At 70.8% G+C, this 18,269-nt stretch carries 16 protein-coding genes; 14 read left to right on the top strand and 2 right to left on the bottom strand.

Going from position 1 to position 18,269, the window contains the following annotated elements:
- The first annotated feature begins 54 nt into the window (after nt 1-54).
- Nucleotides 55-825: a CoA-transferase subunit beta gene (locus OHB04_RS05775; protein WP_326806955.1), complete on the top strand. Its 771-nt coding sequence runs from the start codon at nt 55-57 to the stop codon at nt 823-825.
- A 213-nt stretch (nt 826-1,038) separates the two neighbouring features.
- On the opposite strand, the gene OHB04_RS05770 is transcribed toward OHB04_RS05775, so the two are convergent.
- A complete protein-coding gene (locus OHB04_RS05770) occupies nt 1,039-2,151 on the bottom strand; it encodes an isoaspartyl peptidase/L-asparaginase family protein (protein ID WP_326686596.1) in 1,113 nt (370 codons plus the stop codon).
- A gap of 387 nt (nt 2,152-2,538) precedes the next feature.
- On the opposite strand from OHB04_RS05770, the gene OHB04_RS05765 reads away from it, so the two are divergent.
- Nucleotides 2,539-3,258 (top strand): hypothetical protein, encoded by a 720-nt coding sequence (locus OHB04_RS05765; protein WP_326686595.1) that lies wholly within the window; start codon nt 2,539-2,541, stop codon nt 3,256-3,258.
- Nucleotides 3,259-3,302: 44 nt separating this feature from the next.
- On the opposite strand, the gene OHB04_RS05760 is transcribed toward OHB04_RS05765, so the two are convergent.
- Nucleotides 3,303-4,619 carry a helix-turn-helix domain-containing protein gene (locus OHB04_RS05760; protein WP_326686594.1) on the bottom strand — a complete coding sequence of 439 codons (1,317 nt, stop codon included), beginning with the start codon at nt 4,617-4,619 and terminating at the stop codon, nt 3,303-3,305.
- 568 nt (nt 4,620-5,187) lie between these two features.
- Here OHB04_RS05760 and OHB04_RS05755 point away from each other — a divergent pair.
- From OHB04_RS05755 to OHB04_RS05700, 12 genes are all read left to right on the top strand, one after another.
- Nucleotides 5,188-5,805, top strand: a complete 618-nt coding sequence (locus tag OHB04_RS05755; protein WP_326686593.1) for a hypothetical protein — start codon at nt 5,188-5,190, stop codon at nt 5,803-5,805.
- Between the two features lie 199 nt (nt 5,806-6,004).
- The gene (locus OHB04_RS05750; protein WP_326806954.1) at nt 6,005-7,507 is read left to right on the top strand and encodes a DUF6801 domain-containing protein; all 1,503 of its coding nucleotides are present in this window, start codon (nt 6,005-6,007) and stop codon (nt 7,505-7,507) included.
- 19 nt (nt 7,508-7,526) lie between these two features.
- On the top strand, nt 7,527-8,642 hold the full coding sequence (locus OHB04_RS05745) for an ABC transporter ATP-binding protein (RefSeq protein WP_326806953.1): 1,116 nt from the start codon (nt 7,527-7,529) through the stop codon (nt 8,640-8,642).
- Nucleotides 8,639-9,529 carry an MlaE family ABC transporter permease gene (locus tag OHB04_RS05740; RefSeq protein WP_326686590.1) on the top strand — a complete coding sequence of 297 codons (891 nt, stop codon included), beginning with the start codon at nt 8,639-8,641 and terminating at the stop codon, nt 9,527-9,529. Before OHB04_RS05745 ends, OHB04_RS05740 begins: the two co-directional genes overlap by 4 nt.
- A 1-nt stretch (nt 9,530) precedes the next feature.
- Nucleotides 9,531-10,442, top strand: a complete 912-nt coding sequence (locus OHB04_RS05735) for an MlaE family ABC transporter permease (protein ID WP_326686589.1) — start codon at nt 9,531-9,533, stop codon at nt 10,440-10,442.
- Complete coding sequence (locus tag OHB04_RS05730; protein ID WP_326806952.1) at nt 10,439-11,728, top strand: MCE family protein; 1,290 nt, start codon at nt 10,439-10,441, stop codon at nt 11,726-11,728. The genes OHB04_RS05735 and OHB04_RS05730 overlap by 4 nt, the downstream gene beginning before the upstream one ends.
- Nucleotides 11,725-12,756 (top strand): MCE family protein, encoded by a 1,032-nt coding sequence (locus OHB04_RS05725; RefSeq protein ID WP_326686587.1) that lies wholly within the window; start codon nt 11,725-11,727, stop codon nt 12,754-12,756. The genes OHB04_RS05730 and OHB04_RS05725 overlap by 4 nt, the downstream gene beginning before the upstream one ends.
- Nucleotides 12,753-13,823 carry an MCE family protein gene (locus OHB04_RS05720; RefSeq protein WP_326806951.1) on the top strand — a complete coding sequence of 357 codons (1,071 nt, stop codon included), beginning with the start codon at nt 12,753-12,755 and terminating at the stop codon, nt 13,821-13,823. Before OHB04_RS05725 ends, OHB04_RS05720 begins: the two co-directional genes overlap by 4 nt.
- A complete protein-coding gene (locus tag OHB04_RS05715; RefSeq protein WP_326806950.1) occupies nt 13,820-15,031 on the top strand; it encodes an MCE family protein in 1,212 nt (403 codons plus the stop codon). The genes OHB04_RS05720 and OHB04_RS05715 overlap by 4 nt, the downstream gene beginning before the upstream one ends.
- Nucleotides 15,028-16,275, top strand: coding sequence for an MlaD family protein (locus OHB04_RS05710; protein WP_326806949.1), 1,248 nt, complete (start codon nt 15,028-15,030; stop codon nt 16,273-16,275). Before OHB04_RS05715 ends, OHB04_RS05710 begins: the two co-directional genes overlap by 4 nt.
- Entirely contained in the window at nt 16,275-17,591 is a 1,317-nt protein-coding gene (locus OHB04_RS05705; RefSeq protein ID WP_326806948.1) for an MlaD family protein, read from the top strand. Before OHB04_RS05710 ends, OHB04_RS05705 begins: the two co-directional genes overlap by 1 nt.
- Nucleotides 17,588-18,268 (top strand): hypothetical protein, encoded by a 681-nt coding sequence (locus OHB04_RS05700; RefSeq protein ID WP_326686582.1) that lies wholly within the window; start codon nt 17,588-17,590, stop codon nt 18,266-18,268. Before OHB04_RS05705 ends, OHB04_RS05700 begins: the two co-directional genes overlap by 4 nt.
- The last annotated feature ends 1 nt before the right edge of the window (nt 18,269 follow it).

The following is an 18,269-nucleotide window of genomic DNA, read 5'->3' as shown; positions in this document are numbered from 1 at the left end:
CGCGGCCCGTGGCCACCTTCCCTCGTTGCCTCTCTCCCCGAAAGCGAGCCGCACATGAGCGCGACCGCCGAGGTCACCTCCTCCGAACTCCTGTCCGTGGTCGCCTCGCGCGAACTGGCCGCGCGACGCACCGTCTTCGCCGGGATAGGGCTGCCCACCCTCGCCGCCTCCCTCGCCCACCTCACCGTCGCTCCGGGCCTGGAGATCGTCTACGAGTCGGGCGTCTGCGGCGCCCACCCCTCCCACCTGCCGGAGACCATCGCCGACGCCGTCCTCATCACGGGGGCCGAGGCCGTCTTGCCGATGCCCACGCTCTTCGGCTCGGTCCTCCAGGGCGGCCATATCGACGTCGGCTTCCTCGGGGCCGCGCAGATCGACAGGTTCGGCAGCCTCAACTCCTCCGTCATCGGTGAGTGGAGTGCGCCGAAGGTACGGCTGCCGGGGTCCGGCGGCGCGCTTGAGGTGATGGCGAGCGCCCGCGAGGTCTTCGTCGTCATGCGCCGCCACGACCCGCGCTCGTTCACCGAGCAGCTCGACTTCTGCACCTCACCCGCCCCCGACCGCGCCCTCGCCGAGGGCATCAGGCCGCTGGGGGCCGGGGTCACCCGTGTCATCACCGAGCTTGGCATACTCGCCCGCGAGCGCGTCGGCGAGGAACTGCGGCTGACGGCTGTGCACCCCGGGATGACGGCCGACCAGGTGCGGGCCGCCACCGGCTGGGACCTCCAGGTCGCCGTCGACCTGGCCACGATCGAGCCCCCTGCCCCCGCCGAGCTGCGGCTGTTGCGCGAGGATGTCGACCCCGACCGCGTCTACCTGCGCTGAGGAGCGTGTCGGCCCTGCGGGCCCGGCTCGGCCTGAAGCGAGCCTGGACAGGCTCCGGGCTCTGGTGGACGGTCTCCTCGCCGTCCGCTGAGGATCCTCCGTCGCGGACACGACGCGTTCGGCGGTGCCGAGCAAGCTGCACCGCACGGAAGTTCGGCACCGCCGGTTCGCGCCGTGGGACGTCCCGCCGTCGCGGGGGGACGTGAGCGGGACTCAGCTGTTGGGCGGGGACTCGTCCTTGAAGATCTTCGTGACGAGTTTTCCGTCCCGGGTCAGGTACCCGTGCAGCATGCCCTCGCTGCTGTGCGGTGCGTCGAAGGTGCCCTTGCCGTCCAGCGCGATGACACCGCCGTCACCGCCGAGCTTCGGCAGCCGCTCGACGAGTACCTCGTACGACGCCTTGGCGAGGTCCTTCCCGCCGAACTCCATCAGGTTCGAGATGGTGGCGGTCGCCGCGCCCCGGATGAAGACCTCGCCCTGGCCGGTGGCGCTGGCGGCGACGGTGCTGTTCTTGGCGTAGGTCCCGGCGCCGATGACGGGCGAGTCACCGACGCGGCCCGCCATCTTGTTGGTGAGCCCGCCCGTCGAGGTCGCCGCCGACAGGTCCTTCTTCCCGTCGACCGCGACCGCGCCCACCGTGCCCTTGGTGGTGTCCTTGACGGGCTGGTGGCCCTTGGCCTTCATGAGCTCGTCCCAGCGCCGCTGGGTCCAGTAGTAGTCCTGTGTCACGGGCTTGAGTCCTTGCTGGACGGCGAAGTCGTCCGCACCCTGACCGGCCAGCAGCACATGCTTGGTCTTGTCCATGACCAGCCGGGCGGCCGTGATCGGGTTGCGTACGTGCTTGACCCCGGCCACCGCTCCGGCCGCCAGGTCCGAGCCGCGCATGATCGAGGCGTCCAGTTCGTGGCCCGCGTCGGCGGTGAAGACGGCGCCCTTGCCCGCGTTGAACAGCGGGTCGTCCTCCAGCACGTTCACCGCCTTCTCGACGGCCCGGGTGCTGGTGCCGCCCTTGTCCAGCACCTTCTTTCCGGCCCGCAGCGCCCGCGCGAGCCCGTCGCGGTACGCCTTCTCCTGCTCGGGGCTGGTCTCGTCGCGCGAGAGGGCGGTACCGGCGCCGCCGTGCACGGCGAGCACCACATCGCGGGCGTCGGGCTTCGCCTTGCCGGCGGGGGCGGGTGCCGCCTGTGCGGCGGGTGCGGCGGCGGAGGCCGCCGGGGTGCCGTCGTCGTCCGGGTCCAGCTGCCGGGGGACGACGACGAGCGCCACGGTGAGCGTCGTCGCCGTCGCCAGTGCGGGGAACAGCCACGATCTGGGACGTATACGCATGAGTCCTCCTGATCCACGACCTTGGAACGCCGCGCACGTTACTGGAGGCGCGGCGCTCCGAGAGCCCCTTGGACGCCACCGGCTCGTATGCCCGGCCGCCCCGCGTGTGCTCAGCCGCCGATGAATAATCCCGTTGAATTGCTCGGGCACAGACAAGAAATACGCTCTTTCCGTGCCGCATTCCGGAAATCAAGGAATGGGTATTGCCACCGGAGTTACCCGTCCGTAGCGTGCGTTTCACCGGGGCGCCGCCTTTCCGTCGGCGTCATGGCTCGCGAGTCGTTTCCCCAGGCCGCATTCCGCGGCCAGGACCCCGTGGCCTTGCCCCCCTTGGCCGCGGGGTCCGCTCATGCGTGTGGGTGCAGCCCACGACATTCAGGAGCTGATATGAAACGCACGCTGTCCGGTACGAAACGCACGCTGTACGGATCGTCCCGCCGCGCCGGAGCCGCCGCGCGCGCGGGAGCGGCGGTGGCGGCCACACTCGGCTGTGTGGCGCTCGCGACGGGAACCGCGCAGGCCGAAGCCGGTGCGGCGGCGGCGCCGGTCCGCCTCGACTACCCCCTCAGCGGCACCACCCACCTCGCGGGGCCCGACAACGACCTGGCGCTGGGCCCCGGCACGCTGAAGTCCTCGACCGACATGGCCACCGGCGCCCTGACGGCACAGACCCAGCTCCCCGACGCGGACGGGTCGTTCAAGGCGCTGGGCATCCCGGTCTCGGTGACGACCGAGTTCATCGAGGAGGAGCCGACGGCCGGCAAGCTCGACCTGAAAACCGGCTCGGTGACCACCTCCTCGCACCTGACGCTCCGGCTGAAGAACCTCAAGGTCGCCGGTATCCCGACCCCGGTGGGGCCGAACTGCAAGACGAAGACGCCCGCCGTCATCGACCTGAAGTCCGAGCCCGGCTTCAGCGTCTTCGCGGGCGGCAAGCTGAGCGGGACCTACACCATCCCCGAGTTCGAGCACTGCCTGCTGGCCACCCCGGTCATCAACAGCATGGTCCCGGGGGACGGCAACACCATCACCCTCACCCTCGGCAAGGCCACGCAGCCGCCGCCGTCAGCGGCGGCGTCGGCTCCCGCGGCGCAGACGGCGAAGTGACCCGCCACAAGTGAGCGTTCAGGTGCCGCGGACCCGGCGCGGTCTCAGCCGCCGTCGTGGCCCCGCGGCATCTCCGGCTCCGGGCCCTGTGCGTGCGCGGCGGCCGGGAGCCGCCCCGTGTTCCGCCGCCGCAGGTGCAGCGCGCGCAGCGCCAGCTCCGTCGCGAACCGCTGGTCGGGATCGCCCAGTTGGGTGCCCAGTATCCGTTTGAGCGCCCGCATGCGGTAGCGCACCGTCTGCGGGTGCAGGTGCAGCAGCTCCGCCATGTGCGCCGCCGTGCCGCGCGTGGTCAGCCACGTCCTGAGCGTGTCGGCCAGGCGCTCCTTCTGCCCCGGCGTCAGGCCGTCGAGCGGGGCGAGCTGTCGCAGGGCCAGCCGCTCGGCGAGCGCCGGGTCGCCCAGCAGCCAGAGGGTGACCAGGTGCTCCTCGCAGCGCGTCGTGGCCGCCCCCTGGATGGTGCCCGTCTCCACCAGGGAGAGCGTCTGCCGCGCCCAGCGCAGCGAGTCGGGCGCGCCGCCCAGCCCCACCGTCGCGCCGATCACCGCGCGCCGGCCCTCCAGCGCGGCCTCCAGCATCGCCTGACGTGCCTCGTCCACCTCGCCCGGCACCAGCAGATGGGGCCGCCGGTCGTCCAGATCGGCGAGCACGTCGTCGTCAAGTCCCGCCAGGCGTAAGCGTCTTCGGCTCTCACCCGGCGCGAGCGCCACCAGCGTCACCTGCTCCGGCACGCGCCAGCCGACGCGCTGCGCGAGTTCGAGGAGCGTGGGGTGCGGACTGCCGCCGCCCTCGTGCGCCGGGCCCGCGCTCTCCCGCGCCGGGCTCGCCAGGATCAGCCGCAGCAGCCTGCCGCGCTGCGACTCCCACTCGTCGTCCCGGCCGCCCTTGGCCTCCACGTAGCCCTCGCGGCACAGCGACTCGATCACGTCCGTATAGGCGAAGACCGCGTCGGCGAAGGAGACGATCAGCGAGGCCGGGAGGCTGTAGCGGGTGCCGACGCTGTTCGCCCGTCGCAGCCCCACCCGGGCGCTGGTGCGCATCGCCGACTGGAGGCAGTGCGGCCCCCGGCCCTCGTGCGCCTCGAAGCGGCCGAGCCTGCGGCACATCGCGTCCCGCTGGTCCGTGGAGGCGCCGGGGTCGGCGACCAGTTCCACGAAGGTCGTGAGGTTCTGCTGTACGCAGTGCAGGAGGACGGTGCGGTACGGCCCCTCCAGCAAGGGGCGGTATTCGGGCACCGCCCGGCCGATCTCGTGCACCATCTCCTCCGCGACGGCGGGGAGTTCGGGCCACATGATGGCCGCCAGCTCCTGGGGGAGCGGGCCCGGTGCCTCCGTCAGGACCGGGGGAACTGCTGTGTGCACCATGGACGTACCCTCCACTGCCGGCCTCGGGGCGTGGCGAAAGCCAACCGGCCAGGGTGGGGGACGAGTCCGGTGTGTGCGGCCTGTGCGGCCGGCGGGTTCCGATCGGGGCGCGGCACCCCTCTCCCGGGCCCGCGCGGGGCAACACCTGGGCCGCTGGGGGGTACGGCCTCGGCGCTCGTGCACCGCAGACCATAAACCAGCCGACCCGGCAGCGCAGCCCTCCGGAACGACGAAGATGCGGGGTACACGCGGGAGCCACCACGCTGCCACCGGCGCGCTGTCGCGTCACCCGGTACGGACCCGGACGCGCACCCGGTGATGAATTTTTCTTTCCCGACACTCGCCGGATGACAAGAAAAAAGATCCCCCAAAGGAGCCGGATTGCTTCTTGTCCAGGGGTATTGCACGGCTGCGTTACTAGTGCGTAACGTCCGTCTTGCCAGATGCCCGCAGGGCATACGGAAATTGGCGTGGCGCAGCCTTCCGAGTGATCGAAACGGCTGCGTCAAAGGTTGCCCCGGTGCGGAGTACAGCTCTTCAGGATCCCAAATCCAGTGGAGGGAATCACGTGCGCAAATTCACCAGGCGGGCCGCGGTCGCGGCTGTCGCCGCAACCGCTGCCCTCGGCTTCTCCGCCGCCTCGGCGTCCGCCACCTCGGCGGTGACCTGGACGGCCGCACCGGGCGGGTCGTTCTCGGCCTCGGCTGCGAACCCCACCCTCTCCGTTCCCAACGCCACGCTGACGTGCGACTCTTCGGCGGCCTCCGGCAGCTTGAAGACCGGCTCCGGCAACGCGGGAGCGGGCCTCGGCTCCATCAGCTCGCTGACGTTCTCCGGCTGTTCGCTGGCCGGTATCAGCTTCAACGTCACCGTTTCCAGCCCGCTGAGCATCAACGCCCAGTCGGTCGACGCCTCCAACCCGAACCGGGTGGTGGGCTCGGTGTCCGGAGTGAAGGCCACCATCAGCGACCCCGACGGCCTGTGCACCGCCTCCTTCGCGGGGCCGGGCGGCGGGAACGCCACGGTCACCGGCTACTTCGACAACACCACCCATCAGCTGGTCATCAACGCCGGCAACCTCGAGGCCACCGATGCCAACTGCCTCGGCCTGATCAACCCGGGCGACGCGGCGACGTTCGACGCCGCCTACGACACGGACCCGGCCCAGACGATCACGGCCGACTGACCACCGGGGCTGTCGCGCCTGTCCCACCCGGGAGGGGCGCGGCAGTCGCACCGTCGAGTTCGCCGGTACGTCCGCCGCCCGGTGACGCGGCGACGCATCCCGCACTCGCACTCGCACGAGGAGAACCCTGACCCGCACGAGGAGAACCCTCACCCGCACGAGGAGCAGCGGCGCATCCCTCACCCGTACGAGGAGAACAGTGAACCGGAGCGCGAACAACAGGCGCCTGTCCGCGCGGCTGGCCGCCGTGGGCGCGGCGGCGTTGCTGGCCGGGATGCTGCCCGGGACGGGTTCGGAGGCGAGGGAGCAGACGGCGAAGGTCACCGTGTCCTACGACTGCGCGTTCCCGTCGGGGGCCCAGCGCGTCCAGGCCCTGCTCTCGGCGGACTTCCCGGAGGCGGCGGCTCCCGGAGTACCCCTTCAGCCCCGCGAGCTGAGCGTCGAGGTCAAGATCCCGCAGGGCGCGCTCGGTGATCTGCTGCCCGCCGGGACCGGGACCGTCACCTCCGAGGCGGCGCTCACGGTGCGGGTCGTCCAGGGGGACTCGTCCGCCGACGCCAGATGGGAGGGGCTGAAGGCGGAGCCGACGCCGGTGCCCGAATCCGGCGAGCTGTCCTTGAGCCACAAGGGCGATGTCCCGCCCGTCACCGTCGCCGAAGAGGGGGACGTGACCTTCACCGCCGGGGACCTCGCGCTCGATCTCACCCCTGAGCAGCGGCCCACCGGCGAGCCCTCGACCCTGCCGGCGAAGGCTCCGCCGAGCGCGGTCTGCCGGCCCGCGCCGGACCAGGACCTCCGGCTGGCCACGGTGCGGGTGCGCGATCAGGAGACGGACCCCTCCTCGCCGAGCCCCTCGGACACGCCGAAGCCCTCCGCGCCGTCGAAGGGGTCGGATCCGAAGTCCGGCCCGTCGGCCCGTGAGGGCGGCATCGACGTGGGTGACGAACCGCTGCCGCCTGCCAAGCCGTGCGCGACCACCCCGCCCACGGCCGAGATCGACAAGTCCAAGATCCCGCCGCTGCCGCCCAACGCGAGAGTGACCAACCTTCCGGGCGTCCACTGGTGCGCCGTGCCCGTCGCGGTGTCGAACGTGACGAAGCTGAACGGCGCGATGGTGATCAACGACCCCATGGACGGCGCCGAGACCGTCAATCTCCGGGCCAACCAGACCATCGTCTCGGCCACCACCCCGCAGGGCAACTACAACTCCACCCGCAGCGTGGGGGAGATCGACCTCCCTGACTCCACCGCCACATTCCTGGATTTCGACTTCATGCCGGTCACCGCACAGGTGGAGTTCATCAGCTCCCCGCTGACGATCATCACCGAACAGCGCAGCTCCTCGGCGCCGAACTACGCCAGCATCTACATGAGCCAGACACTCAGAATGCACGACGTGAAGGTGAACGGGCAGCCGCTCCCGGTGGGGCCTGACTGCCGCACCTCCCGCCCCATCGACATTCAACTGAAAGGTGCGACGCCCGAATACAGCGTGCTGAAAGGGGGAGTCCTGCGGGCCAAGCTCGACATTCCCCCCTTCTCCGGGTGCGGTACCGGCGGTGAAGACCTGGACAGCCTCTTCACCGCCGCCATTTCGGGAAGCGGAAACTACCTGAAGATGCACCAAGGGGCGGTGTGCAGCGTATCGGCTTCGACCGGAAAGTGCCCGGCTCCTCCAGCGGTCCCGGAACTGCCGAAGTGACCACGTGCCGGGAGGCGTCATGGGAATCGAAGTAGCCGTCCGGGGGCTCACCAAGTCCTTCGGCAGGAAGAACATCTGGCAGGACGTCACGCTCACGCTGCCCGCCGGTGAGGTCAGCGTCATGCTGGGGCCCTCGGGCACGGGCAAGACGGTGTTCCTCAAGTCGCTCATCGGGCTGGTCAAGCCCGAGCGGGGCAGCGTCGACGTGGACGGCGTCGACATGGTCAACAGCCGCGAGCGCGATGTGTACGAGGCGCGCAAGAAGTTCGGGCTCATGTTCCAGGACGGCGCGCTGTTCGGCTCGATGAACCTCTTCGACAACATCGCCTTTCCGCTGCGTGAGCACACGAGGAAGAAGGAGTCCGAGATCCGCCGCATCGTCATGGAGCGGCTGGACATGGTCGGCCTGATCGGCGACGAGGGGAAGCTGCCGGGCGAGATATCCGGCGGAATGCGCAAGCGCGCCGGGCTCGCCCGCGCGCTCGTCCTCGACCCGCAGATCATCCTGTGCGACGAGCCGGATTCCGGGCTGGACCCGGTGCGCACCGCCTTTACTTCCCAGCTGCTCATCGACCTGAACGCCCAGATCGACGCGACGATGCTGATCGTCACGCACAATCTCGACATCGCGGCGACCGTTCCCGACAACATGGGAATGCTCTTCCGCCGTAATCTCGTCACCTTCGGCCCGCGAGAGGTGCTGCTCACCAGTGACGAGCCCGTGGTGGCGCAATTCCTGAGCGGCAGCCGCACCGGGCCCATCGGAATGTCCGAGGAAAAGGACGCGGCGACCCTCGCCCGCGAGGCCGACGGCAGTGCGCCCGGGCCGCTCAACGCCGTACCGCGCGAAGTCGTACCCCAGCTCGAACCCACCCCGGGCCTGCCCGAGCGCCAAGCCGTACGCCGACGCAGGGAGCGGGTCATGGGCATGCTCGGCCAACTGCCGCCCGCCGCGCGCCGCGCCATCGAGGCCAGCCTGCCGCAGAACGCGCCTCCGTTACCCCGGCGCACCGCGCACCGTCCGGGCAGCGGCCCCGGCCGAGGCCCGGGCTCCGGCAGCGCCCAGGCCGTCGACCCGAACGCGGCCCCCCTCTCCGTGGACACCTCCGCCCCCCGGCCGGAGGAGCGGCCATGACAGCGATCGAGCCCCGGCCCCCCGGGAAGCGGAAGAAGGCGCCACCCGCCAAGACGCCCGCAGCCAAGACGTCGGCAGCCGAGAAGCGCGCTGCCAAGACCTCCGCAGCCAGGACGCCCTTGCGGGGCCTCGGCTTCCTGCGCGAGCCCGGCAAGCTGTTCGCGCTGTCGGTCACCGTGCTGCGCGCGATCTTCCGGCGGCCGTTCCAGGTGCGGGAGTTCATCGAGCAGTTCTGGTTCATCGCCAGCGTCACCATCCTCCCGGCAGCGCTGGTCTCCATCCCGTTCGGCGCGGTCATCGCCCTCCAGGTCGGTTCGCTGACCAGCCAGATCAGCGCCCAGTCCTTCACCGGCGCGGCCAGCGTGCTCGTCAACATCCAGCAGGCCAGCCCGCTGATCGTCGCGCTGCTGATCTCCGGCGCGGCCGGCTCGGCGATCTGCGCCGATCTGGGCTCCCGCAAGATCCGCGAGGAACTGGACGCCATGGAGGTCATGGGCGTCTCACCCATTCAGCGGCTCGTGGTGCCCCGGGTGCTGGCCACCGTGTGCGTCGCCGTACTTCTCAACGGCATGGTCTCGGTCGTCGGCACCCTGGGCGGCTATTTCTTCAACGTCGTTCTCCAGGACGGCACCCCCGGGGCCTACCTCGCCAGCTTCTCGGCCCTCGCCCAGCTGCCCGATCTCTACATCAGCGAGATCAAGGCCCTCATCTTCGGCTTCATCGCCGGCATCGTCGCCTCCTACCGGGGCCTCAACCCGCGCGGCGGGCCCAAGGGCGTGGGGGACGCCGTCAACCAGTCCGTCGTCATCACCTTCCTCCTCCTCTTCTTCGTGAACATGGTCCTCACCGGCATCTACCTCCAGCTCGTCCCGCCGAAGGGAGCCTGAGATGGCCCTCCTCGACAAGGACCAGACCGGAGCCCCCGAGCCCGAGCCCACCCCGCAGGGGGACGGCGACCGCCGGGCGGGGGAGCGCGCGAAGCGCACCGTGCGCCCGGGGAGGCTGTTCGCCTGGCTCGACCAGCCCGGCGACCAGCTGCTCTTCTACATCCGCGCCCTGCTGTGGGTGCCCAAGACCCTGCTGCGGTATCTGCGCGAGGTCCAACGGCTGCTCGCCGAGGTCGCGTTCGGCAGCGGCGGGCTCGGTGTCATCGGCGGCACCGTCGGCGTGATGACGGCGATGACCCTGTTCACCGGCACCGTCGTCGGCCTCCAGGGCTACGCCGCGCTCAACCAGATCGGCACCGAAGCCTTCACCGGCTTCATCTCCGCCTACTTCAACACCCGCGAGATCGCCCCCCTCGTCGCGGGCCTCGCGCTCTCCGCCACCCTCGGCGCCGGATTCACCGCGCAGCTGGGCGCGATGCGCATCAACGAGGAGATCGACGCGCTCGACAGCATGGGCATCCGCTCCATGCCCTACCTGGTGACCACCCGCATCATCGCCGGTGTCGTCGGCATCATCCCGCTCTACGGCATCGGGCTGCTCAGCTCCTACCTCTCCTCGCGCTTCATCACCGTCTACTACAACGACCAGTCGGCGGGCACCTACGACCACTACTTCGGGCTCTTCCTCTCGCCCACCGACGTGCTGCTGTCCTTCCTCAAGGTCCTCATCTTCAGCGTCATGGTGATCCTCACCCACTGCTACTACGGCTACCGCGCCAGCGGAGGGCCCGCGGGTGTCGGCATCGCGGTGGGCCGGTCGGTGCGCAACGCGATCGTGCTCATCAGCGTCACCGACTTCTTCCTCAGCCTGGCCATCTGGGGCGCCACGACCACGGTGAAGGTCGCCGGATGAGCGCCACGCTGCGCCGCAGGCTGGCGGGAGTCGTCTTCCTGCTGGTGCCGGCGCTGCTGATCTGGCTCTCGGTGGCCGTCTACGACAAGCAGTTCACCGACGAGGCCGACCTGACCGTGCGCACCTCGCAGGTGGGCAACGAGATGCACGTCAACGCCGATGTGAAGCTGCGCGGCGTCGTCGTGGGCCAGGTGCGCGAGATCGACTCCGACGGGGAGGGCGCCCGGCTGCGCCTCGCGCTCCAGCCCGGAAAGCTCGACGGAATCCCCGCCGACGTCACCGCGCAGATGCTGCCCACCACCGTCTTCGGACAGCGCTACGTCGCACTCGTACCGCCCAGGAACTCCACGGGAGAGGCGATCCGGGCGGGCGCCACCATCCCGCAGAACCGCAGCCGCAACGCCATCGAGCTGGAACAGGTCCTGGATGACCTGCTGCCCACCCTCACCGCCGTGCAGCCCCACAAGCTCTCCGCCACCTTGACCGCCGTCTCGCAGGCGCTGGAGGGCAGGGGCGGCAAGCTCGGCGACAACCTCGTCACACTGGACGCCTACTTGCGCAAGCTGAACCCCCAACTTCCCGCGCTCAACCGGGACATCAAGGAACTCGTCAAGGTCAGCCACCTCTACGCGGAGGCGGCGCCCGACGTGCTCACGGCGCTCTCCGACTTCGCCACCACCAGCAGCACCCTCGCGGAGAAGGCCGAGGACCTGGCCACCGCGTACGACGCCGCCACGGGCACCGCACGGGAGCTGACCACCTTCCTGCGGGAGAACGAGGAGAACATCATCCGCCTCGCGCGCGCGGGGCGGCCCACCCTCCGGGCACTGGCCGCACAGTCGCCCTCCTTCCCCTGCACCCTGCGCACCCTCAGCAACTTCGTGCCCGTCATGGACAAGGCGCTCGGCAAGGGCACCGACGAGCCCGGCCTCCATGTCGAGCTGAAGGTCGTGCCGTCGCGCGGCAAGTACGTGCCCGGCAAGGACGCCCCCGCCTACACCGGCGGCGGCTCACCGCGCTGCTACTCCGTGCCCTACCTGGGCCCCTCCGGCGGCACGGCCGCCAAGGACCGGGCCTCGGCCGGAGCCGCCCCCGAAGGCGCCACCATCGCGGACGCCAAGGGCGGCATGGGGATGCCCAACTCGCCCCAGGAGAACCAGCTCGTCAACGAACTCCTGGCCCCCTCGCTGGACGGCGGCAAGGCGCCCCGTGCGGACGACCTGCCCGGCTGGTCCAGCGTCCTGGTCGGGCCGGCCCTGCGCGGGACGGAGGTGAGGATCAAATGAGGCGCGCCAGTCTGGCCGGGCCCCTCGTCAAGTCACTGATCTTCGTGCTGGTCACCGCGTTGGCCACCACCGTCCTCGCGCTGAGCATCTCCAACGCGGGCGTCGGCGACACCGACTCCTACCGCGCCAGGTTCACCGACGCCACCGGCCTCGTCGAGGGCGACAGCGTACGGATCGCCGGGGTCAAGGTCGGCAAGGTGGAGAAGATCGCGGTGGTGGACCGCAGGGTCGCCGAGGTGCGGTTCTCCGTGGAGGAGGGCCGCGACGTCCCGGCCTCGGCGCGCGCCTCGGTGAAGTACCTCAACATGGTCGGCCAGCGCTATGTCGACCTCCAGCGCGGCAGCGGGCCCGTCGGCCGCACCCTGCGCCCCGGCGGCACCATCCCGCTCTCGCGCACCACGCCCGCGCTCGACCTCACCCAGCTGTTCAACGGCTTCAAGCCGCTGTTCGAAGGGCTCTCGCCCAAGGACACCAACCAGCTCGCCGGAGAGATCATCCAGGTCCTCCAGGGCGAGGGCGGCACCGTCTCCTCGCTGGTCGGGCACATCAGTTCGCTGACCACTACCCTCGCCGGCAAGGACAAGGTGATCGGCTCCCTGATCAAGAACCTCAACTCCGTGCTCAAGACCGTCAACGCACGCGAGAAGGGCTTCAACGACCTCATCGGCAGCCTGCGCGAACTGGTGTCCGGCTTCGCCAAGGACCGCAAGCCCCTCGGTGACGCCGTCACCGCCATGGGCGGCCTGGCCACCACCACGGCCGGGCTCCTCAAGGACGGCCGGGCGCCGCTCAAGCAGGACATCCACGAGCTGGGCCGCCTCTCCCGCGAACTCGACAAGGGCACGCCCCAGTTCGAGACCTTCCTGCGCAACGCACCGGCCAAGATGACGACGCTGGGCCGGGCCGCCTCCTACGGTTCGTGGTTCAACACCTATCTGTGCGAAGCCAGGACGCACGGCCTGAGCACGTCCGACGGCAGTACGCCGCCCACCGGCATCGAGATCTCGGAGTCGAGGTGCCGCTCATGAGCGCGACGGCGAACCGGCGTGGTACCCGGCGGCGGCCGAGACTGCCGCACCTGAAACCCATGCACGAGCGCAACCCCATCGCCGTCTGCCTGGTCGGGCTGGTGGTCCTCGCGCTGCTCGGCACCGTCGCCTACCGTGCCGAGGATCTGCCCCTCATCGGCGGCGGCACCTCCTACACCGCCGACTTCACCGAGGGCGCGGGGCTGCGCCCGGGCAACGAGGTGCGGGTCGCGGGCGTCAAGGTCGGCAAGGTCACCGATGTCGCCCTCGACGGCGCCAAGGTCAAGGTCACCTTCAAGGTGAAGGACACCTGGGTCGGCAACGCCAGCAGAGCCGCCATCAGCATCCGCACCCTGCTGGGCGAGAAGTTCCTGGCCCTCGACCCGCTCGGCACCGGAGCACAGGATCCTGGCAAGCGCATCCCGACCAGCCGCACCACCTCGCCCTACGACGTGACGCAGGCGTTCAGCGGACTCGGCCGCACCTTCGAGGAGATCGACTCGGACAAGCTCGCCAAGAGCTTCCAGGCCGTCTCCGAGACCTTCCAGAACACCCCCGAACACGTACGAGGCGCGGCCAAGGGCCTCTCGGCGCTGTCGCGCACCATCTCCTCCCGCGACACCGAACTGGCCGAACTGCTGCGCGGCAGCAAGAAGCTGACCAAGACCCTCAAGGGCCAGCGCGCCGACTTCACCGCGCTCCTGCGCGACGGCAACCTCCTGCTGGAGGAGATCCGCAAACGCCGCACCGCCATCCACCAGCTCTTCACCGGCACCCGCGACCTCGGTACCGAGCTGACGGGGCTGGTGAACGACAACAACAAGCAACTCGGCCCCACCCTGCGCGCCCTCGACCGGGTCACCGACGTCCTGCTGAAGAACCGCAAACGGCTGGACCGCGCACTGAAGGTGGCCGGGCCCTACTACCGGCTGATCGGCAACACCCTCGGCAACGGCCGCTGGTTCGACAGCTACCTGTGCGGGCTGGTCCCCAAGCGCTACCTGCCGCCCGGCACCCCGCCCGAGAACGACTGCCGGCCGCCGAAACCGGGAGGCCGCAGCCGATGAAGCGACCCCACCTGACCATGAAGCGGTCCCGCTCCGCCTCGGAGCGACCGCGCTCCCGGCCGCTGCGCAGCCTCGCGCTGATGTCCGCCACCGTGCTGGTGATCGGCGCGGGCGCCGGGGGAGCCGCGGTCCTCGGTGGGGGCTCCGACGGCATCCGCGTCACCGCCTGGTTCGACCGCGCCGTCGGCGTCTACGAGGGCTCCGATCTGCGGGTGCTGGGCGTACGCGTCGGAAGGGTCGCGGCCGTCGCGCCACATGGCACGAAGGTCGAGGTCACCTTGCTGGTGGACGAGGGCATCGAGCTGCCCGCCGACGCCCGCGCCGTCGTCATCGCCCCGAGCCTCGTCTCCGACCGCTACGTCCAGCTCACCCCCGCCTACACCGGAGGGCCCCGGCTCGCCGATGCCGCGGTGCTGCCCTCCGGCCGCAACTCGGTGCCGCTGGAGGTCGACCAGCTCTACGCGAGCATCACCGAACTCAGCGACGCGCTCGGCCCCAAGGGCGCCAACTCCGACGGCTCGCTCTCCGGGCTGCTGGACACCGGCGCGAAGAACCTCAACGGCAACGGCGCCGCCATCGGCCGGTCCATCGAGGAGTTCGGCAAGGCGGCCAAGACCCTGAACGGCAGCAGCACCGACATGTTCGACACCGTCGAGTACCTCCACGCCTTCACCAGCATGCTCAAGAAGAACGACAAACGGGTGCACAAGGCCGAGAAGCAGCTGGCCGACGTCAACACCTTCCTCGCCGACGACAAGGAGAACCTCGCCAAGGCCCTCAAACAGCTCGGCACAGCCCTGGGCAAGGTGAAGAAGTTCATCGACGACAACAGAGGCAGCCTCAAGAAGAATGTCAAGAAGCTCGCCCCGATCACCCAGACCCTGGTCGACCAGCGGGCCTCCCTCGCCGAGGCCCTCGACACGGCACCGCTGGCCGCCGACAACTTCCTCAAGGCGTACAACCCCGGCAAGGGCACGCTGGACAACCGCGCCAACATCAACGAGCTGAGCATGGGCGGCCCCCTCACCCCCTCGACAGGCGCGGCGGCCAACGGCACGGCGGGCCTCGTACCCGTCGACCCGGGACGGCGCAAGGCGCTCCCGGCCGTCCCGCTGCCCCCGGTCGGCACGGTCTACGGCTCACCCGCCGACGGCGGCAAGAGCGACGCCTCCGGGAGCGGCAAGGGACATAAGGGGGCGGGCAGATGAGCGGATCCCGACGGCACATGTCGCGGCGCACGGCGCGCGCGGGGACCGGCGTGGCGGCGGCAGCGGTCGCGCTGGCACTCGCCCTCACCCTGCTCGGCGGCGGCGTTGACGTGCCCCGCTTCTCCGGCATCGAGGACCTGCCGCTGCCCGGCGGTGCCGACCTGGGCGACCACCCCTACGAGGTGACGGCCGAGTTCCGCGACGTGCTCAGCCTCGTCCCGCAGTCCGCTGTGAAGGTCAACGACGTCTCCGTCGGCCGCGTCACCAAGATCTCGCTGGCCGAGAAGGGGTGGACGGCGAAGGTCACCATGCGCGTCAACGGCGACGTCGAGCTGCCCGCCGAGCCGTACGCGCGCATCGAACAATCCAGCCTCCTGGGCGAGAAGTACGTGCAGATCCTCGCGCCGCCCAAGGGCGCCGGCCGGGGCACCACGGGGAAGGGCCCGGACAGCGGGGGAGCGGCCGACCGCCGCGTCTCCGCCGCGGAGTCCGTCGCCTCCCGCCGGGGCCGCACCCACATCCCCCTCTCCCGCACCAACCGCAACCCCGAGGTCGAAGAAGTGCTCGGCGCGCTCTCCCTCCTGCTCAACGGCGGCGGCGTCAACCAGCTCAAGACCATCACGACCGAGCTGAACAAGGCCCTGGACGGCAACGAACCGGAGGTCAGATCCATGCTGGGCCGAGTCGACAAGCTGGTCGGCAGCCTCGACCGGCACAAGGGCGACATCACCCAGGCCCTCGACGGCGTCAACCGTCTCTCCGCCACCCTGGCCGCCCGCAAGAAGAGCATCGGCACCGTCCTCACCGACGTCAGCCCCGGCCTGACCACCCTGGAGGACCAGCGCGGCCAGCTGATGACCATGCTCCGCTCCCTGGACTCCCTCTCGAAGGTGGCCGTCAGCACCGTCAACCGCAGCAAGGACGACATCGTCGCCGACCTCAAGGCGCTGGCGCCCACCCTCAGACGGCTCGCCGACGCGGGCCAGGACCTGCCCGACTCCCTCCAGGTGCTGTTCACCTACCCGTTCACCGACGAGGTGCTGCGCGGCGTCAAGGGCGACTACCTCAACCTCTATCTGAACCTCACGGCCCAGCCCGGCACCATCCTCACCCCGCCCCTGAAGGAAGAGCCGATCCCGCAGGACCCCGGGCCCGCGACGGGCGCGGCAGGCGGCACGGGCGACACCGCCGCGCTGCCGCTGCCCGCCGTGACCACGCCACCGGACGCCGGAGGCGATCGCTGATGCTCACCCGCGCCACGGTCATCAAGAACCTCGCCTTCTTCGCGCTCGCCGCCCTCGTACTCGGCGTCATCGGCGTCCGCTACGCCGACGTCGGTCACTACTTCGGCTTCCGCGACCACTACACCGTCCGCGCCGAACTCTCCCGTACCGGCGGCCTGTTCGAGCACTCCAACGTCACCTACCGGGGTGTGTCCGTGGGCCGGGTCGGCGCCATCGACCTGACCGACGGCGGCGTCGAGGCCGAGCTGAAGATCAAGAAGTCCGCCCCGCGGATCCCCGGCGACCTCAAGGCCGTCGTCGCCAACCTCTCCGCCGTCGGCGAGCAGTACATCGACCTGCGGCCCGCCACCGGCAAGGGCCCCTACCTGCACGACGGCTCCGTCATCAAGCAGCCCGACACGGCGCTGCCCGCGCCGCCCACCAAGGTGCTCTCCAGCGTCGACAGCCTCGTCTCCTCGGTGCCGCTGGACTCCCTGCGCACCCTCGTGGACGAGCTGGGCACCACCTTCGAGGGCCGGGGCGACGACCTGGAGGTCCTCCTCGACACCGGCAGCGAATTCCTGGACGCGGCGGACCGCGCGGCACCCGAGACCACCGGCCTGATCACGGACAGCGAGACCGTGCTGCGCACCCAGCGCGAGGAGGGCGAGGCGCTCAAGTCCTTCGCCAAGGGCGCCAAGGAACTGATGGGCCGGCTCAAGGACTCCGACCCGGACCTGCGCAGGCTCATCGCCGAAACCCCCGGCGCCGCCACCCAGATCACCGGGCTGCTGCGCGACCTCGACCCCAGCGTGAGCGTGCTGCTCGCCAACTTGACCACCACCTCGGAGCTCGCCGTCACCCGCGAGCGCGGCATCGAGGAACTCCTCGTCAAGCTTCCCCGGGTGGCAGCGGCGGGCTCGACGGCCATCACCAAGAAGGGCGCCTCCTTCGGCATGTCACTCACCTTCTTCGACCCGCTGCCGTGCACCGCCGGCTACCAGGGCACCCGCTACCGCAACGGTCTCCAGACGGGCACACCCCCGCCGTTCAACGACCGGGCGCACTGCGCGTCCCCGGCCTCCAGCGGCAAGAACGTGCGCGGCTCCGCGCACGCGCCCGGCGGCGGCGCCCTCCCCGCCCCCGCCCGGCCCGGCTCCCTCCCGCTGAGCGGCACCGCGCACGGCGCCAAGAGCGACGGCACTGCGGGCTCCCACGCGAAGGGCGCTTCCGCCCCTGGTGCTTCCGGCGCCCCCGGAGCGCTCGGACTGCCCGCGCTGCCCGACCGCGGGCCGCGCGACATGGCGGGCCTGCTCGGACTGGAGGACGGCCGATGAGCACCGAGCTCCAACACCCCACCGAGCCGGACGAGCAGGGCTCCGGCTCCGTGGCACCCGGCACGGAGGAGATGTCCGGCGAGAAGGTGTCCGGCGAGGGGGCGTCTGGCGAGCAGGGCGTCGACGAGCAGGCGCCCTCCCGCCCCGAGGACGGAGCGGGCGACGCGTCCGGCGCGCGGCGGGCCGCCTGGCTCGGCGGACTCCTGGTGGCCGCGCTGCTCTTCTGCGCGTTCTCCGGCTGGATCTACTGGACGGCGCACTCGGACGAGGACTTGGCCTACTCCCGGGCCCGCGACCGCGCCCTCGCCGAGGGCCGCGCCCACATCACCACCCTCAACTCCATCGAGGCACGGCGCGTCGGCCCCGGCCTGCGCGCCTGGCGCGAGACCGCGACCGGCCCGCTGCGCGAAGAGCTGCGCCGCAGCGAGAAGAAGAGCGCACAGACCCTGCGCGAGCGCGGCACCGGCGCGCGGGCCCGGGTCACCGACGCCGCGCTCACCGAACTGGACGACAGGGCGGGCACAGCGGCCCTGATCGCGACCGTACAGGTCAAGACCACGACCCGGGGCGGCACACCCGCGAGCGACCGCAAGCGGTTCGAGGCCGGTCTGGAGCGCACGGACGAGGGCTGGAAGCTCACCTCCCTCACGCCGGTGCCGGTGGGGGAGGGGAACTGAG

The organism is Streptomyces sp. NBC_01775, from assembly GCF_035917675.1.
Lineage (GTDB): Bacteria > Actinomycetota > Actinomycetes > Streptomycetales > Streptomycetaceae > Streptomyces.
The sequence above is the reverse complement of the archived record's forward strand: the minus strand, read 5'-3'. Positions and strand labels throughout refer to the sequence as shown.

Bases quoted from the DNA above. Each gene is read 5' to 3' on its own strand.
- OHB04_RS05725 (WP_326686587.1), top strand. From the start codon at position 11,725: ATGAGGCGCGCCAGTCTGGCCGGGCCCCTCGTCAAGTCACTGATCTTC.
- OHB04_RS05700 (WP_326686582.1), top strand. From the start codon at position 17,588: ATGAGCACCGAGCTCCAACACCCCACCGAGCCGGACGAGCAGGGCTCC.
- OHB04_RS05720 (WP_326806951.1), top strand. From the start codon at position 12,753: ATGAGCGCGACGGCGAACCGGCGTGGTACCCGGCGGCGGCCGAGACTG.
- OHB04_RS05735 (WP_326686589.1), top strand. From the start codon at position 9,531: ATGGCCCTCCTCGACAAGGACCAGACCGGAGCCCCCGAGCCCGAGCCC.
- OHB04_RS05775 (WP_326806955.1), top strand. From the start codon at position 55: ATGAGCGCGACCGCCGAGGTCACCTCCTCCGAACTCCTGTCCGTGGTC.
- OHB04_RS05730 (WP_326806952.1), top strand. From the start codon at position 10,439: ATGAGCGCCACGCTGCGCCGCAGGCTGGCGGGAGTCGTCTTCCTGCTG.
- OHB04_RS05745 (WP_326806953.1), top strand. From the start codon at position 7,527: ATGGGAATCGAAGTAGCCGTCCGGGGGCTCACCAAGTCCTTCGGCAGG.
- OHB04_RS05710 (WP_326806949.1), top strand. From the start codon at position 15,028: ATGAGCGGATCCCGACGGCACATGTCGCGGCGCACGGCGCGCGCGGGG.
- OHB04_RS05740 (WP_326686590.1), top strand. From the start codon at position 8,639: ATGACAGCGATCGAGCCCCGGCCCCCCGGGAAGCGGAAGAAGGCGCCA.
- OHB04_RS05770 (WP_326686596.1), bottom strand. From the start codon at position 2,151: ATGCGTATACGTCCCAGATCGTGGCTGTTCCCCGCACTGGCGACGGCG.
- OHB04_RS05760 (WP_326686594.1), bottom strand. From the start codon at position 4,619: ATGGTGCACACAGCAGTTCCCCCGGTCCTGACGGAGGCACCGGGCCCG.
- OHB04_RS05765 (WP_326686595.1), top strand. From the start codon at position 2,539: ATGAAACGCACGCTGTCCGGTACGAAACGCACGCTGTACGGATCGTCC.
- OHB04_RS05715 (WP_326806950.1), top strand. From the start codon at position 13,820: ATGAAGCGACCCCACCTGACCATGAAGCGGTCCCGCTCCGCCTCGGAG.
- OHB04_RS05705 (WP_326806948.1), top strand. From the start codon at position 16,275: ATGCTCACCCGCGCCACGGTCATCAAGAACCTCGCCTTCTTCGCGCTC.